Source organism: Corynebacterium sp. LaCa78 (assembly GCF_046717505.1).
Classification (GTDB): domain Bacteria; phylum Actinomycetota; class Actinomycetes; order Mycobacteriales; family Mycobacteriaceae; genus Corynebacterium.
The window spans coordinates 1021530-1037557 of sequence record NZ_CP177112.1 but is presented as its reverse complement, the minus strand read 5'-3'; the positions used below and the strand labels follow the sequence as shown (position 1 = coordinate 1037557).

General features: G+C 61.5%; 11 protein-coding genes. 8 read left to right on the top strand and 3 right to left on the bottom strand.

Going from position 1 to position 16028, the window contains the following annotated elements:
• Window positions 1–8: 8 nt before the first annotated feature.
• Entirely contained in the window at window positions 9–1085 is a 1077-nt protein-coding gene (prfA, locus tag ACLI1O_RS05025) for a peptide chain release factor 1 (RefSeq protein WP_005282411.1), read from the bottom strand.
• Window positions 1078–2955 carry a transcription termination factor Rho gene (rho, locus tag ACLI1O_RS05020; RefSeq protein ID WP_239267760.1) on the bottom strand — a complete coding sequence of 626 codons (1878 nt, stop codon included), beginning with the start codon at window positions 2953–2955 and terminating at the stop codon, window positions 1078–1080. Before rho ends, prfA begins: the two co-directional genes overlap by 8 nt.
• 374 nt (window positions 2956–3329) lie before the next feature.
• On the opposite strand from rho, the gene ACLI1O_RS05015 reads away from it, so the two are divergent.
• From ACLI1O_RS05015 to ACLI1O_RS04995, 5 genes are all read left to right on the top strand, one after another.
• Complete coding sequence (locus ACLI1O_RS05015; RefSeq protein ID WP_284869747.1) at window positions 3330–5117, top strand: long-chain fatty-acid--CoA ligase; 1788 nt, start codon at window positions 3330–3332, stop codon at window positions 5115–5117.
• A gap of 61 nt (window positions 5118–5178) precedes the next feature.
• Window positions 5179–6294: a GTP 3',8-cyclase MoaA gene (moaA, locus tag ACLI1O_RS05010; RefSeq protein WP_239267764.1), complete on the top strand. Its 1116-nt coding sequence runs from the start codon at window positions 5179–5181 to the stop codon at window positions 6292–6294.
• 11 nt (window positions 6295–6305) lie between these two features.
• Window positions 6306–7511: a molybdopterin molybdotransferase MoeA gene (locus ACLI1O_RS05005; protein ID WP_239267766.1), complete on the top strand. Its 1206-nt coding sequence runs from the start codon at window positions 6306–6308 to the stop codon at window positions 7509–7511.
• Window positions 7512–7526: 15 nt separating this feature from the next.
• The gene (gene moaC / locus ACLI1O_RS05000) at window positions 7527–8006 is read left to right on the top strand and encodes a cyclic pyranopterin monophosphate synthase MoaC (RefSeq protein WP_284850272.1); all 480 of its coding nucleotides are present in this window, start codon (window positions 7527–7529) and stop codon (window positions 8004–8006) included.
• Window positions 8006–8581 (top strand): molybdenum cofactor guanylyltransferase, encoded by a 576-nt coding sequence (locus ACLI1O_RS04995; protein ID WP_284769846.1) that lies wholly within the window; start codon window positions 8006–8008, stop codon window positions 8579–8581. Before moaC ends, ACLI1O_RS04995 begins: the two co-directional genes overlap by 1 nt.
• A 63-nt stretch (window positions 8582–8644) precedes the next feature.
• Here ACLI1O_RS04995 and ACLI1O_RS04990 read toward each other — a convergent pair whose 3' ends face one another.
• Complete coding sequence (locus ACLI1O_RS04990; RefSeq protein WP_239267771.1) at window positions 8645–9124, bottom strand: molybdopterin-binding protein; 480 nt, start codon at window positions 9122–9124, stop codon at window positions 8645–8647.
• 228 nt (window positions 9125–9352) lie between these two features.
• Here ACLI1O_RS04990 and ACLI1O_RS04985 point away from each other — a divergent pair, with 228 nt between their 5' ends.
• Genes ACLI1O_RS04985 through narH form a run of 3 tightly spaced genes read left to right on the top strand, consistent with a single transcriptional unit; the run spans window position 9353 to window position 16027 of the window.
• The gene (locus ACLI1O_RS04985; protein WP_239267773.1) at window positions 9353–10678 is read left to right on the top strand and encodes a nitrate/nitrite transporter; all 1326 of its coding nucleotides are present in this window, start codon (window positions 9353–9355) and stop codon (window positions 10676–10678) included.
• A gap of 19 nt (window positions 10679–10697) precedes the next feature.
• Window positions 10698–14435 carry a nitrate reductase subunit alpha gene (locus ACLI1O_RS04980; RefSeq protein WP_239267774.1) on the top strand — a complete coding sequence of 1246 codons (3738 nt, stop codon included), beginning with the start codon at window positions 10698–10700 and terminating at the stop codon, window positions 14433–14435.
• Window positions 14435–16027, top strand: a complete 1593-nt coding sequence (gene narH / locus ACLI1O_RS04975; protein ID WP_126318814.1) for a nitrate reductase subunit beta — start codon at window positions 14435–14437, stop codon at window positions 16025–16027. The genes ACLI1O_RS04980 and narH overlap by 1 nt, the downstream gene beginning before the upstream one ends.
• The last annotated feature ends 1 nt before the right edge of the window (window position 16028 follow it).

Sequence of the window (16028 nt, the reverse complement as noted above, 5' to 3'; positions counted from 1 at the left end):
GACCGCGATTACCCCTCGGCCTCAAGGCGCTCGGCGCGCTCTTGGTCCTGCAGGGCCTTGATGAGATCCTGCATATCGCCGTTCAACACGGAATCCAGGTTATTGGCCTTGTAGCCAATGCGGTGATCCGTGATGCGGTTTTCGGGCCAGTTGTAGGTGCGCACGCGCTCGGAGCGGTCCATGGTGCGCACCTGGGAGGCGCGCTGCTCGCCAGCCTCGGCCTCGCGGGCCTCGCGTTCCATCTGGTCCAGGCGGGCCTGCAGCACCTGCAGGGCGCGGGCCTTGTTCTGGATCTGCGAACGTTCCTTCTGGCAGGTAACGATGAGCCCCGTGGGCAGGTGGGTAATGCGCACCGCGGAGTCGGTGGTGTTCACACCCTGACCACCCTTACCGGAGGAGCGGTACACATCGACGCGGATATCCTTGTCATCGATATTGACCGATTCCACCTCTTCCGGCTCTGGGTACACCAGCACGCCAGCGGCAGAAGTCTGAATGCGGCCCTGCGATTCCGTGACCGGCACGCGCTGCACGCGGTGCACGCCGCCTTCAAACTTGAAGACGGACCACGCGCCATCGCGCGTCGGAGACTTAGCGCGGAAGGAAATGGTCATGTCCTTCACGCCGCCCAAATCGGACTCGTTAAGGCCCAAGACCTCCCACTTAAAGTCGATCTTATCGGCAAAACGCTCATACATGCGGGCCAAGTCGCCGGCAAAGAGCGCGGCCTCTTCACCGCCGGCGCCGGCCTTGATCTCCATGATGATGTCTTCCGAGTCCTGCTCATCGCGCGGGGCGAGCAGGTCTGCCAGCTTTTCTTCCAGCTCTTCCACGGACGCTGCTAGGCGGTCCGCTTCTTCCTGGAAGTCGTGGTCTTCATAAGCCATCTCCTTGGCGTCCGCGAGATCCTCGCGCGCCTGGGTCAGCTCCTCGTTGACCTTGATGATGGGGCGCAGCTCCGCGTACCGCTTGGATAGCTTGCGAAAAGCCTGCTGATCGCCGGCGATTTCTGGGTCACCCATCTGCATTTCAATACCCTGGTATTCCGACACAATGTCATCAACCATGGAAACTTGATTAGACATAGTCTTCCTCGTCCTTATCCGCAGCCATTGGTGCAGAAGAAGCCACCTGCATGAGGAACTCGCCATTCGAGCGGGTCTTCTTAAGCTGCTTGATCAACAGGTCAATTGCCTGGTGGGAATCCAGGGCCGACAGGATGCGGCGCAGTTTGGTCATAATGCGCGCCTCCTCAGGCACCAGCAGGAGCTCGTCCTTGCGGGTACCAGAGGGGTTGACATCCACCGCCGGGAATACGCGGCGTTCCGAGATCCCGCGGTCCAGCTTCAGCTCTGCGTTGCCCGTACCCTTGAATTCCTCGAAGATGACGGTATCGCCAGTAGAACCGGTCTCCACCATCGCGGTGGCGATGATGGTCAGCGAACCGCCCTCTTCGATATTGCGGGCAGCGCCCAAGAAGCGCTTTGGCGGGTAGAGCGCATTGGAGTCCACACCACCGGACAGGATGCGGCCCGATGCCGGGGAGGAGTTGTTGTAGGCGCGGCCCAGGCGAGTAATGGAATCCAGCAGCACCACGACGTCCTTGCCCTGCTCCACCAAGCGCTTGGCGCGCTCGATGGCCAGCTCGGAGACGGAGGTGTGCTCTGAGGGCGGGCGGTCAAAGGTGGAAGAAATGACCTCGCCCTTCACCGAGCGCTGCATATCCGTGACCTCTTCGGGGCGCTCATCCACCAGCACGACCATGAGGTAGCACTCGGGGTTATTGGTGGCAATCGCATTCGCGATATTTTGCAAAATCGTGGTCTTACCGGCCTTCGGCGGCGAGACGATGAGCGCGCGCTGGCCCTTACCAATCGGCATGATCAGGTCGATGACGCGGGTGGTCAGGATCTTCGGATCCGTTTCCAAGCGCAGTCGCTGGTTGGGATACAGCGGTGTCAGCTTATTAAAGTGCGGGCGCTGCTTAGCCTCTTCAGGATCGATCCCATTGACGGTATCGACCTGCACCAACTGGTTGTACTTGCGGCGGTTGCGGCCATTGCCGTGGGTGTGGGTAGGCCCAGCCACCTTGACCTGACCGGTAATAGCATCACCAGAGCGCAAGCCCAGCCGGCGCACGATGTTTTTATTAACAAAGACATCCGCGTCGCCCGCGCGGTACCCAGTGGTGCGCAGGAAGGCGACGTTATTGTCTACGACATCCAAGATGCCGCCGACTGCCTGTAGCTCATCGCCCTCGCGCACCTGCAGGTCATTGCCGCCGCCGTGGTTATCATTATTGCCCCGGCCACCCCGGCGGTTCCGGCGGTTGCGGCGGCCACGGCGGTTGCCGCGGTCAAAATTATTATCGTCATTGCGATTATTACGGTGATTATTATCGCCGTTCTTCTCGCCCTGCTTGTCTCTCTGGTTATCGGAGCCATCCTGGGAGTCATCGCGGCGATCCTGGTGACGATTCTGGTTCTGTCCCTCGCCCCGGTTGTTGTCACTCCGGTTATTCTCGCCGCGGTTATTATCGTCCTGCTCTTGACGCTCCTGGCGGCGGGCGCGGTTGCGGCGGGCACGACGGGCCTGCGACCGCGATTCATAGCGTTGGTCGTCGCCGTTGTCCTTGCGGTCTTTGTCGCGATTGTCCTGCTGGTCGCTGGACTTGCCGTTATCGCTCTCGCCGCGATCGTCTTTCTTAGACGGCTTATCTTTCTGCTTGGCAGGCGCCGCATCCTTAGCGGGTTTCTCGGCCTTCTCGGCCTTTTCTGCCTGCTCTATTTTTGCCTTCGCCTTTGGGGGAACCTGACCGGTCTTAATAGCGGTGATGAGATCCCCTTTGCGCAGGGCAGAGACGCCGCGAAGGCCGCGCTCAGCGGCCATTTTGCGCAATTCCGGCAGCTTCAGGGATGCGAGATCCTGTGCCGCGGTGTTGTCCGTATCGCTCACGGATATCCTTTCGTTGCTTGACCAGGTCCATAGTTGGGATCCGCCCTCCCCCATTTCGGGGAAGCTTGGGCGGGTGCACTGGAAGCCGATGTGTATTTTTCTTATCTTCTCGCCCTCGTGCCAAGGTGCGAGCGCACCCTGTCGGGCAATAAGCATGAGGCCTCTTCCGGTTACCGTATGGGAATTCCCCCTTGTAGCTCGTACGCGGGGGCGGAAGAATTCAAGAAACGACTGTGGGCAATGTTTAACAATGGGACCTGTCACTGGGCCCGATTGCATAGGATTGGGAAGATTTTCCCGCTTTCCTATCAGTCGAAAGCAAGTATAGCGCATTAGCTACACCGTGAGTACTTGGACACCGCTACAGTGGAAGCATGCTTTCCACGATGATGGATATTCCCCTGTCTCTAACCCGTATTTTGGAATACGGCGCGTCAGTGCACGGCAATACCACTGTTACCACCTGGCACGGCGAGGGCACCGGATCCGAGTTTGGCCCCGCAGAAAAGGTCACCTTCCGCGATATCGCCGCCCGCGCGGCCGCCTTTGCCCATGTTTTGCACGATGACCTCGGTATTACCGGCGATCAGCGGGTGGGCAGCTTTATGTGGAATTGCGCCGAACACCTCGAGGTCATGTTTGGTTCCGCCTGCAAGGGTGCGGTTTTCACCCCACTGAATAAGCAGCTGATGAATGACCAGATCCGGCACATCATTAGCCACGCTGAGGTCTCCGTCATCGTGTGCGATCCCCGGCTCGCCCCGCAGTTGGGCACGGTTTTAAACGGCGCGCCTTCCGTGCATTCGGTTATTTTTACCGGCTCCCAATCGCCGCAGCGCTTTGCCCATCATTTCCCGCGCGGCATCGAGTTTTATTCCTACGAGGCGCTGCTGGATGGCCGCTCCACCATCTACGATTGGCCCGAGCTCGATGAACGCACCGCCGCCGCACTGTGCTATTCCACCGGCACCACCGGCGCGCCGAAGGGCGTTTTATACTCCCACCGCTCGCTCTACCTCGAGGCCATGCAGCTGCGTTCCTCGGATTCGCTGTGCATTACCCACGGTGAGACCTTCCTGTGCTGCATTCCCATCTATCACGTGCTGAGCTGGGGCGTTCCCTTTACCTGTTTCATGACGGGTACCCCGCTCGTGCTTCCCGATGCCGATGTCTCCGCCCCCACCCTTGCCAAGGTCATCGCGGCCACGTCGCCCCGCGTGGCCCACGGCGTGCCCACCATCTGGATCCAGCTCTTCGTGCACTACATGCACAATCCGCCTGAGCGCATGACGCTGACGGAAATTTACGCCGGCGGCTCACCTGTGCCGCCGCAGCTTATCAAGATGTGGGAGGAGCATTACGGTGTCGACGTCGTCCACGTCTGGGGCATGGTCGAAACCTCGACGGTCGGCAGCGTCGCCCGCCCGCCGCAGGGTGCCTCCGGCGATACCCGCTGGGCATATCGCATCTCCCAGGGCAAGATTGCCGCATCGCTGCAGTACCGCGTGGTCAATGATGGCCAAGTGGTATCCAAGACCGACCGAAATGCCGGTGAGCTCCAGGTGCGCGGCAACCTCGTGACCGGTTCTTATTATCATTCTCCCACCGCCGAGCCGGGCGAGGTGGCTTCCGAGTTTCGCGGCAAGCCGGTCGAGGCCGCGGAATCCAAGTTCACCGCGGATGGCTGGTTGCGCACCGGCGATGTCGGTTCCGTGACGAAGGACGGCTTCCTCACCGTTGAGGACCGCGCCCGCGATGTCATCCGCTCCGGCGGCGAGTGGATCTACTCGGTGCAGCTGGAAAACCTCATCATGGCCAATTCCGATGTGGTGGAGGCCGCGGTGATCGGCTACCCCGATAAGCAATGGGTGGAACGCCCCCTTGCCGTCACCGTCTTGGGCGAGCAGGCCTCGCCCACCATCGAGACCGCCGAAAAGTTGCGCCAGAGCCTGCGCAAGGAATTGCCCAGCTGGATGCTGCCGGAGTACTGGACCTTCGTAAAATCCATCGATAAGACGTCAGTGGGCAAGTTCGATAAGAAGGATTTGCGCGCCCACTTGGCCGAAGGCGATTACAACATCATCCGCCTCAAGGGCCCGGGTGAAGCCCAGCGCCTTGACGATATCGACGAAAGCGATTTTAACCGGGAAAACGAGGAATAATCCCCGGCCAGGTGGCGTTGTAGCTTGGTGTACCTTGTTCCCCACTCTTAAACTGGCAGCAATGACTTCACCAACGCCTTCTTCTTCAGCGGTCTCCCTGCCCCTGCCCACCGTGGGCCGGTCGCAGCCGCCGGAGGACTTACCTGCCGCCGCAAGCGACGGCACCCGCGCCTTGGTTGATCGCTACGGCCGCAGGGCCCGCGACCTGCGCGTGTCGCTTACGGATCGCTGCAACCTGCGCTGCACGTACTGCATGCCGGCCGAAGGCTTAGAGTGGATGCCCACGCAGCAAACGCTGTCCGATGATGAAATCATCCGGCTTATCCGCCTCGGCGTGGAAAAGCTCGGCATCCGCCAGGTGCGCTTTACCGGCGGCGAACCGCTGCTGCGCAAATCCTTGGCGGATATCATCGCCGCCACCAAGGAACTCACAACGGATGAAGGCATCGCACCGTCCACGGCACTGACCACCAATGGGTTGGGCTTGGAAAAGCGCGCTGCAAAGCTCGCTGACGCTGGGCTCGACCGCATCAATATCTCGCTGGATACCATCGATCCTCAGCGCTATGCCGCACTCACCCGCCGAGACCGCCTATCCCACGTGCTCGAGGCCATCGCCGCCGCAGCGGATGCCGGATTAAATCCCGTCAAGATCAATGCCGTGGTCATGCCCGGCGTCAATGAGGAAGATATCGTCCCGCTGGCGGACTATGCCCTGCACCAGGGTGCCCAGCTGCGCTTTATCGAGCAGATGCCACTCGGCCCGCGCGAAAAATGGCGCCGCGAAGACATGGTCACCGCCGATGATATTTTGCTCAGGCTCCAAGACCACTTTTCCATGCGCCCTGCGCGTGAGCCGCGCGGATCGGCCCCGGCCGCGTTATGGGATACTATCGCCCCCGATGGCACCGTCGGCAAGCTGGGCATTATCGCCTCCGTGACCCATCCCTTCTGTGGCGACTGCGACCGCACCCGGCTTACCACCGATGGCGCCGTGCGCAACTGCCTCTTTGGCAATTCCGAAACCCAATTGCGGGATCTCATGCGCTCCGGCGCCAGCGATGAGGAGTTGATGGAGGCATGGGCCGGGGAAATGTGGACGAAGAAACCGGGCCACGGCATTGATGATGAAGGCTTTTTGCAGCCGGATCGTCCCATGTCTGCCATTGGCGGCTAATCTAATAATTTATGTCCGCATCGCGTTCCATTTCTGAGCACCTTTCCGCGGTTCTGGCGCTGGCGCCGGCCCCGCGCGCAGAGTCCGTTCCCGTGGGCCCAGCGCTGCGCGGCCGGGTATTGGCGGAGGATGCCACCGCGCGTTTTCCCGTCCCGCCGTTTGCCAATTCCGCGATGGATGGCTTCCTCGTCCGCGCCACTGATATTTCGGGCACGGGCCCAGGCCCGTGGACGCTGCCGGTAGCAGGCGATGTCCCCGCTGGGGCTACCGCCCAAGAAGTTCCCGCCGGCCAGGCCGTTCGCATCATGACCGGCGCGCCGGTGGGTGATGCCACTGGCTTAATCGTCGTCCCAGTAGAAGACACCACCGTCCCGCCTGGGCCCACACAGTTGCCGAGCGAGGTCACCATCACCGCCGCGCCCACAAAATCGCATATCCGCACCGCAGGCGAAGATATACAGCCAGGCATCATCGTTGCTACGGCTGGGATCACCGCGAATGCCGCCGTGATCGCAGCGCTTATTTCCACCGGAATCTATTCCGTGGAGGCTTACCGGCGCCCGCGCATCGCGGTGATTTCTTCCGGCAATGAGCTATCCCCGTATCCGGACGAGCTTTCCCCAGGGCGCCTGCCGGATTCCAATGGACCGATGCTCGCCTCCCTTGCCTACACGGAGTCCTACTCCCACGTCGGCGACGACCCCGCGGAGTTATCCCGGCTGCTTGATGAGCTCACCGAATCCCACGATCTCATCATTACCTCCGGCGGGGTATCGACCGGCGCCTTTGACGTGGTGCACGGGGTGCTGGGCACGGGCGATGATTCGTGGTTCGGGCACGTTCATCAGCGGCCGGGCGCGCCGCAGGGCATCGGCACGTGGCGGGGCGTTCCGGTGCTCTCGCTGCCGGGCAATCCGGTGGCGGCGTTCGTCGGTTTCCAGCTCTATGCCCGCCCGCTTATCGCCGCCTTATCGGGCCAGCCGCACCCGCGGGAGGCCGTCCAACTGCGCGCGGAGGTCGCGGTACCGCTGCCACCTGCACACACGCGCCCCTGTATCGTTCCGGTCACCGTCAGCTTTGCGGGAAAACCCAGGATTACTGGCGCGTTAAGCCGCGGCAGCCACCGGGTGGTCTCGCTGGCAGGTACGAATGGGTATTGCATCATCGATGGACCTGCCCCCGCCGCGGGCGAAGAGACCACCGTCTATCTGTATTAAAGAGGAGAATTTTCTATGGAGTTTACCCACCTCAATTCCGCCGGCACCGCCTACATGGTCGATGTGACCGAGAAGCAGCCAACCGTGCGCACCGCCACCGCCGAGGGCGAGGTCGCCTGTTCCCCGGAGGTCATGACCGCGCTGCGCGAGGGCACCGTACCCAAGGGCGACGTGCTGGCGGTCGCGCGCATCGCCGGCATTTCCGCGGCAAAGAAGGTTCCAGAACTCCTGCCACTCGCCCACACCATTGGCGTGCATGGCTGCGCGGTGGATCTCGAGCTTGCCGATGCCCACGTGAAGATCACCGCCACCGTGCGCACCGCCGACCGCACCGGCGTGGAAATGGAGGCTCTGACCGCGGTCAACGTTGCCGCCTTGGCGCTCATTGACATGGTCAAGGGCGTCGACCGCTCTGCTTTTATTCGTCGCTGTGGCATCGTGGCGAAATCGGGCGGGCGCTCCGGCGATTGGTCTAGGACCCTCTCGGAGGCTTAATGGACGGCGCGATCATTCTGGCCGGCGGGCAATCGCGCCGCATGGGCGGGGCGGATAAGGCACAGGTGCGCGCCTTTGGCCTGCGCTTGGTGGACCGCCTGCTGCGCCAGCTTCCCTATGGCATGCCGTCTATCGTTATTTCCCCGCATTACCTCAGCCTGCCGCAGGTGTGCGAGTCGCCGCTTTTCGGCGGCCCTGTCGCCGGCATCGAAGCTGGTGCGCGCGCTTTGTCGCATTGCGACCGCCTGGCACTCTTCGCTGTGGATGCTCCCGATTCCCCGCAGCTCCTCCCGCACCTTAACTACGCGTTGCAGGCCGCGCCCAGCGCCGATGCCGCGATTACCCGCGCCGCGGATGGGTACTTACAGCCCCTGTGTTCGCTGTGGCATACCGATGCGATCTTCGAACGCTTGGGCGCGCTGGAGTCGACCCGCAATGTCTCCGTAAAAAGGCTTATCCGCGGCGCCGATTTCGTCGAGGTGGCCGGCACCGGTGCCGAGCGCGATTACGATACCCCTGCCGAATTGCAGGACATTCCACCGCACCCCGCCCTTCGCGCTCACCGGCGCGGCTAAGGCAAGTACACGCCGCCCTCCCCGTGAGCGCGAAGGGCGGGTTACGGGGAGGGGTGAGAGAGATTATTCGCCGCGGGAGCGGAAGACATCGGCAAGCAGCGGCGCAATAACCCCAAGGGCATCTGCGACGGCGCCGGTGGATGAGGCGCAATTGATGATGAGGCTGCCGCCGCCGTGGTCGGTCATGCCAATGATCCCGCGGGAGAGGCCCGCCTTGGGCGAGGACCCGAGCCCGCGCAGGAGCACCTGGGTCTCCAGGCCGTAGAGGCGGGCCTTGATATAGCGCTCGGTGACCTCTGGGGTCAGGTTCGTCGCCCCGATGCCAGTGCCGCCGATGACCACGACGATATCGGTGCCGGTATCCACGGCGGTGCGCAGCGCGTCGTCGACTGGCGTATAGCCCTCCGGCACGATGCTCGGTGGCGCGACATCGATGTCGTGGGTGCGCAGGATTTCTGCCGCTTTCTCCCCGGCGCGGTTCGGTTTTTCCCCGGACAAAATGCGGTCCGAGCTGACGATTATCTGTGCCTTCCTTTGGGGCATAAGTCTCATTCCTTTCCCATTGTGGAGTGTGGTTAATATCACATTATTCAGTTTTCGATACCAACACACTTGGGACATGGGGCTAACCTGCGATATCGGAATCGATCAAGAATTACGCAACATTTGTATGCCGTAATTAGATACGGATTTTACCGTTTTTATTTACCTGTTCGAGCATAGTCGCCGGTAAATTGAGGAGTCGAACGACCTACTACCTGTGAGGAAATCATGACTGCTCTTGATACCTCAGGCAAAGTCATCCAAGGTTGGGATCCAGAAGATTCTGACCACTGGGACTCTAAAATTGCCTGGCGCACGCTGTGGATCTCCACATTTGTCCTTATCATTGGCTTTGCCACCTGGTACCTCGTATCGGCAATTGCCCCACAGTTGAACCAGATCGGTTTCGACTTATCCCGCAGCCAGCTCTACTGGCTGACCGCCATCCCCGGATTGGCCTGCGGTATCTTCCGCCTCATCTTCATGTTCTTGCCGCCCATCCTGGGCACGCGCAAGCTCGTCTTCAGCTCGTCGCTGCTATTTATCATCCCCATGCTGGGTTGGTTCTTCGCGGTGCAAGACTCCTCCACCCCATACTGGTGGCTGCTGACCCTCGCCTTCCTCTCCGGCATCGGTGGCGGCGTGTTCTCCGGATTCATGCCCTCGACCGGTTACTTCTTCCCCAAACGCCTGTCCGGTACCGCGCTGGGTATCCAGGCCGGCATCGGTAACTTCGGTATCTCCTTTATCCAGCTGGTCGCCCCATGGCTCATGGGCTTTACCCTGCTGGGCGTGGGCTTTGTCGCCCCGCAGCGCACCGATGACGGCGAAATCTTTGTCCACAACCCCGCCATCTTCCTGGTGCCGTGGGCCATCGTCGGCGCATTCCTCGCGTGGACCCTGCTCAAGGACGTTCCCGTGAAGGCGAATTTCCGCCAACAGATGGACATCTTTGGCAATAAGAACACCTGGATTCTTACCGTCGTCTACTTCATGACCTTTGGCGCATTTTCCGGCTTCGCGGCGCAAACCGCGCTGCTTATTAACCAGATTTTCGGCGAAGGCTCCGAATTTGCCGGCACCTACGATAACCTCCCTGCCGGCGCGAGCTACGCCTTTCTGGGACCACTCATCGGCGCGCTCGTCCGCGCGCTGTGGGGCCCGCTGTGCGATAAGTTCGGCGGCGCCATCTGGACCTTCATTGGCTGCCTGGGCATGACCATCTTTACCGTCGTGGCCACCTTCTTCCTCACCCCGGACGAGCCGGATGAGGTCTGGTGGTTCCTGGGCACCATGCTCATTTTCTTCTTCTTCACTGGCCTGGGCAATGCCGGCACGTTTAAGCAGATGCCCATGATTTTGCCCAAGCGCCAAGCAGGCGGTGTCATCGGTTGGACCGGTGCCATCGGCGCCTTCGGCCCGTTTGTCGCGGGTGTCTTGCTCTCCATGATGTCTGCACCGACGTTCTTCTGGGGCTGCGCCGTCTACTTCGCCATCACCACCGTGCTGGTGTGGATCTACTACGCCCGCCCCAACGCCCCTTTCCCCGGATAATTAGGAGCTTTCATTCCCCATGACTGCATACTTCGCGCCCGAAAAAGGCAACTCAAATCCACTCTTTAAGCTCGGTGCCTACCTGCGCAAAGGCGAAGCTACCGATTCTGGTCAGCAGCTTTTCTTAAAGGGCGGCCGCCAGGCAGACGTCTTCTACCGCAACCGCTGGGCCTTCGACAAGATGGTGCGCTCCACCCACGGCGTGAACTGCACCGGTTCATGCTCGTGGAAGGTTTACGTCAAAGACGGCGTCATCACCTGGGAGTCCCAGGCGGTGGATTACCCCACCACCGGCAATGACATGCCGGAATACGAGCCCCGCGGCTGCCCGCGCGGCGCCTCCTTTTCCTGGTACACCTACTCTCCTACCCGCGTGCGCTACCCGTATGCCCGCGGCGTGCTGGTGGATATGTTCCGCGAGGAAAAGGCAAAGCACGGCGATTCCGTCCTGGCATGGCGCGCCATCCAGGAGGACCCAGAAAAGCGCAAGGCGTATATCTCCCAGCGCGGCAAGGGCGGGCTTATCCGCATCTCTTATGAAGAGGCCATCGATATCGCCTCGGCCGCGCACGTCTACACCATCCGCAAGTACGGGCCGGACCGCATCAACGGCTTTACCGTGATCCCGGCCATGTCCCAGATCTCCTATGGCGCGGGCATGCGCTTCCTGCAGACCATCGGCGGCGTCGCGCTCTCCTTCTACGACTGGTACGCCGACCTGCCCCCGGCATCGCCGCAGACCTTCGGCGACCAGACCGACGTCCCCGAATCCGGCGACTGGTACAACTCTTCCTACCTCATGATGTGGGGCTCGAATATCCCGGTCACCCGTACCCCGGACGCCCACTTCATGGTGGAATCGCGCTACAAGGGCACCAAGGTCGTCGTGGTCTCGCCCGACTTTGCCGATAACACCAAGTTCGCCGATGAGTGGGCTCGCATCGAGCCGGGCACGGATGCCGCCCTCGCCTTTGCCATGGGCCACGTGATCTTGAAGACCTTCCACGTAGACCGCCAGGAACCGTACTTCCTGAACTACATGCGCAAATACACCGACTCACCCTTCCTGGTATCCCTGGAAGACCGCGGCGACGGCACCTACACCCCGGGCAAGTTCCTCACCGCCTCGCAGCTTGCCGATGCCACCTTGAATTCCTCCCCCAACGCCACCCACCGTGGCCTGGTGATGGAGGAAGACGGGTGCATCGTTGACCCAGGCGGCACCGTGGCAGACCGCTGGGATAACGAAAGCGCCAAGTGGAACCTGGCGCTAGATAACGCCGATCCGGTCATGTCCATCGCAGAAACCGATAGCTTTGATACCGCCGAGGTGCTCTTCCCGCGCTTCGACCTGGATACCAACCCAGAGGACGTGGGAACCGATAAGCCCATTGGCGCGGGCATCGTCCACCGCGGCGTGCCAGTCCGCGAGGTCGACGGCAAGCTGGTTACCACCGTCTTCGACATCATGCTCGCCCACTACGGCGTCAACCGCGAGGATCTCCACCTGCCGGGTAGCTGGCCGAAGGACTTCCACGATTCCAGCGAAGTCGGCACCCCCGCCTGGCAGGAAGAGCTCACAGGCGTGGCCGCCGATACCGCTATCCGCATCGGCCGCGAATTCGCGCAAAACGCCGCGGATTCTAAGGGCCGTTCGCAGATCATCATGGGCGCTGGCGTCAACCACTACTTCCACGCCGATAATATCTACCGCACCTTCTTGGCACTGACCTCCATGTGCGGTACCCAGGGCGTCAATGGCGGCGGTTGGGCGCACTACGTGGGCCAGGAAAAACTTCGCCCGATCAACGGCTGGACCCAGTGGGCCATGGCCGCCGACTGGCAGCGCCCGCCGCGCCACATGATTTCCACCGGCTTCTACTACTTCGCCACCGAGCAGTATCGCTACGATAATTCGCGCGCCTCCCACTTGGGATCGCCGCTTGCTAGCCACGGTTCCATTGGGGACAAGATGGTCTCCGATACCATGGCAGAATCCATGCGCCGTGGCTGGATGCCGGCCTACCCGCAGTTCAACCGCAACTCCCTCTTCCTTGCCGATGAAGCCGATGAGGCCGGCATGGACATCAACGACTACGTGGTCCAAGAGCTAGAAAACGGCCGCCTGGAATTCTCCTATGACAACCCGTCTGCCGAGGAGAACTGGCCGCGCATCCTGCTCAACTGGCGCACCAACCTGCTCGGCTCGTCCGCCAAGGGCACCGAGTTCTTCCTGCGCCACCTGCTGGGCATCGACTCGGACGCCACCGCGGAAGAACTAGCCCCCGAAGACCGCCCACGCAGCATTAAGTGGGTGGATGAGGCACCGGAGGGCAAGTTGGATCTGATGATGACCACGGACTTCCGCAATACCTCCACCACGCTGGTCTCGGATCTCATCTTCCCGGCCGCTACCTGGTACGAAAAGCACGATATGTCCTCTACCGACATGCACCCGTACCTGCACTCGTTTAACGCGGCGATTAACCCGCCGTGGGAGGCACGCTCGGACTATGAGGTCTTCCGGGACCTGGCCGCGGCACTCTCTGATAAAGCCACCAAGTGGCTTGGCGTGCAACGCGATGTCATTACCCAGCCGAGCCACCACGACAGCCCAGACGAGCTCGGCATGCCCAATGGCATCGTCCCCGACCCCGAAGAACAGGGCCTTATCCCTGGGGTCACGATGCCGAAGCTGCATGTGGTCGAGCGCGATTACACCAAGGTCTACGAAAAGTGGGCCCACCTGGGCCCGCTTCCCGCCAAGGCCGGCACCGGCGTGCACGGCACCAAGTTCAACGTGGAAAAGCAGGTCAAAGAGCTCGAGCTTATCTGTGGCACCACGGAGACCTCGATGGGCGAGCTGGTGGACCTATCCAAGGACACCAAGGTCATCGACGCCATCCTGCACCTTTCCGGTGTCTCCAACGGCGAGCTAGCCAAGCAAGGCTTTGAGTTCCTATCCTCGCGCACCGGCAAGGATCTCACCCCGCTGGGCGCTCCCGATGAAGACGTACGCATCACGTGGGACGACATCAAGGAACGCCCGAAGGAGGTCATCACCTCCCCGGAGTGGACCGCCGATAAGCGCAATAAGCGCCGCTACACCGCCTTTTCCATCAACGTCGAGTTCGACAAGCCCTGGCACACGCTGACCGGCCGTATGCAGTACTACATCGACCACGACTGGTTCATGGACTACGGCGAAGCGCTGCCGATCTTCCGCCCACCGCTCGACCACGTCCACATGCACGGCGAATTCGCGCCGGGCACGGAATTGACCAATGACCGGGGCGAGGCCGAGGTCACCCTGCGTTACTTGACCACGCACAATAAGTGGTCCATCCATTCGCAGTACTTTGACAACCTGCACGTGCTCTCCATCTCGCGCGGTGGCCAGGTGGTCTGGATGTCCAATAAGGACGCCGAGAAAATCGGCGTGACGGACAATGACTGGGTCGAGGTATATAACCGCAACGGCGTCGTCTCCGCCCGCGCCATTGTTTCCCACCGCATTCCGGAGGGAACCATGCTGTGCAACCACGCACAGGAGCGCACCGTGGGCACACCTATCAACGAGCACACCGGCCGCCGCGGCGGCACGCACAACTCGCTGACCCGCATTTCCATCAAACCGGTGCACATCGCTGGCGGCTATGGCCAGCTGACCTACCACTTCAACTACATCGGCCCTACCGGTAATAACCGCGATGAAGTCACCCGCGTTCGCCGCCGTTCCCAGGAGGTATCCTACTAATGAAAGTCATGGCCCAAATCTCCATGATCATGAACTTGGACAAGTGCATTGGCTGCCACACCTGTTCAGTTACCTGTAAACAGGCATGGACCAACCGCGAAGGCACCGAGTACATCTGGTTCAATAACGTCGAAACCCGCCCCGGCCTCGGCTACCCGCGCACCTGGGAAGACCAGGAAAAGTGGAAGGGCGGCTGGGAGCGCACGGCGTCCGGCAAGATCAAGCCCAAGGCCGGCGGGCGCCTCAAGAAACTGGCTACCCTCTTCCACAACCCCAACCTGCCCACCATCCAGGATTACTACGAGCCCTGGACCTACCAGTACGAGGACCTGATGGGCGCCGAGGCGGGCCAGAAGACCCAGCCGACCGCCAAGCCGGTCTCCCAGATCGACGGACGGGACATCGGCAAGATTGAATGGTCCTCCAACTGGGACGATAACCTGGGTGGCTCTACTGCCACGCTTGACGATGACCCCGTTCTCCACAACATGAACCTCGAGGTCAAGAAGGAAATCGAGGACTCGTTCATGTTCTACCTGCCGCGCATTTGCGAGCACTGCATGAACCCGACCTGCGTATCCTCCTGCCCCTCCGGTGCGATGTACAAGCGCACCGAAGACGGCATCGTCTTGGTGGACCAGGACCGCTGCCGCGGCTGGCGCATGTGCGTATCCGGTTGCCCGTATAAGAAGGTCTACTTCAACCACAAGACCGGTAAGGCCGAAAAGTGCACGCTGTGCTACCCGCGCCTCGAGGTGGGCCAGCCCACGGTGTGCTCCGAGACCTGCGTGGGCCGCCTACGCTACTTGGGCGTTATCCTCTACGATGCCGACCGCGTCGCCGAGGCCGCCTCCACCGAGAATGAGCAGGACCTTTTCGAGGCACAAAAGTCGATCATGCTCGACCCCCACGACCCAGAGGTAGTCCGCGCGGCCCAGGCGGAGGGCATCCCGCACTCCTGGATCGATGCCGCGCAGCAGTCGCCGATCTACGACCTCATCTTCAAGTACGGCGTCGCTCTGCCGCTCCACCCGGAGTACCGCACGCTGCCGATGGTCTGGTACATCCCGCCGCTGTCGCCCATCGTTGACAAGGTGACCGCAACCGGCAACGACGGTGAGGACCACAAGATCCTTTTCTCGGCGCTATCGAATATGCGCATTCCGCTGGAATACTTGGCGGGCCTATTTACCGCCGGCGATACCGTCCCGGTGGAAAAGTCGCTGCGCCGGCTCGTCGCCATGCGTTCGTATATGCGCGATATCAACCTGGGCAACGAGCCGCAGGAGGAAATCGCCCAGGCAGTCGGCATGACGGGCAGGGATATGGAAGGCATGTACCGCCTGTTGTCCATCGCTAAATACGATGACCGCTACGTTATCCCCACCGCCTCGCCGGAATCCCCGCGCGGCATTACCGATTTGGATCCGTTCGGCGATGTGGACCCGGCCAAGGCCTCCGAGGACGTCTTCCACGACCTTGGCATGGGCGCGCCCGAAGCTTGCACCCACGGCGCCGAACCGCAAGGTAAGGTCTCGCTGCTCTCCTGGAGCGGCGACCGCCCCGATGCCATGTTCCCGCCGCGGAAGTAGG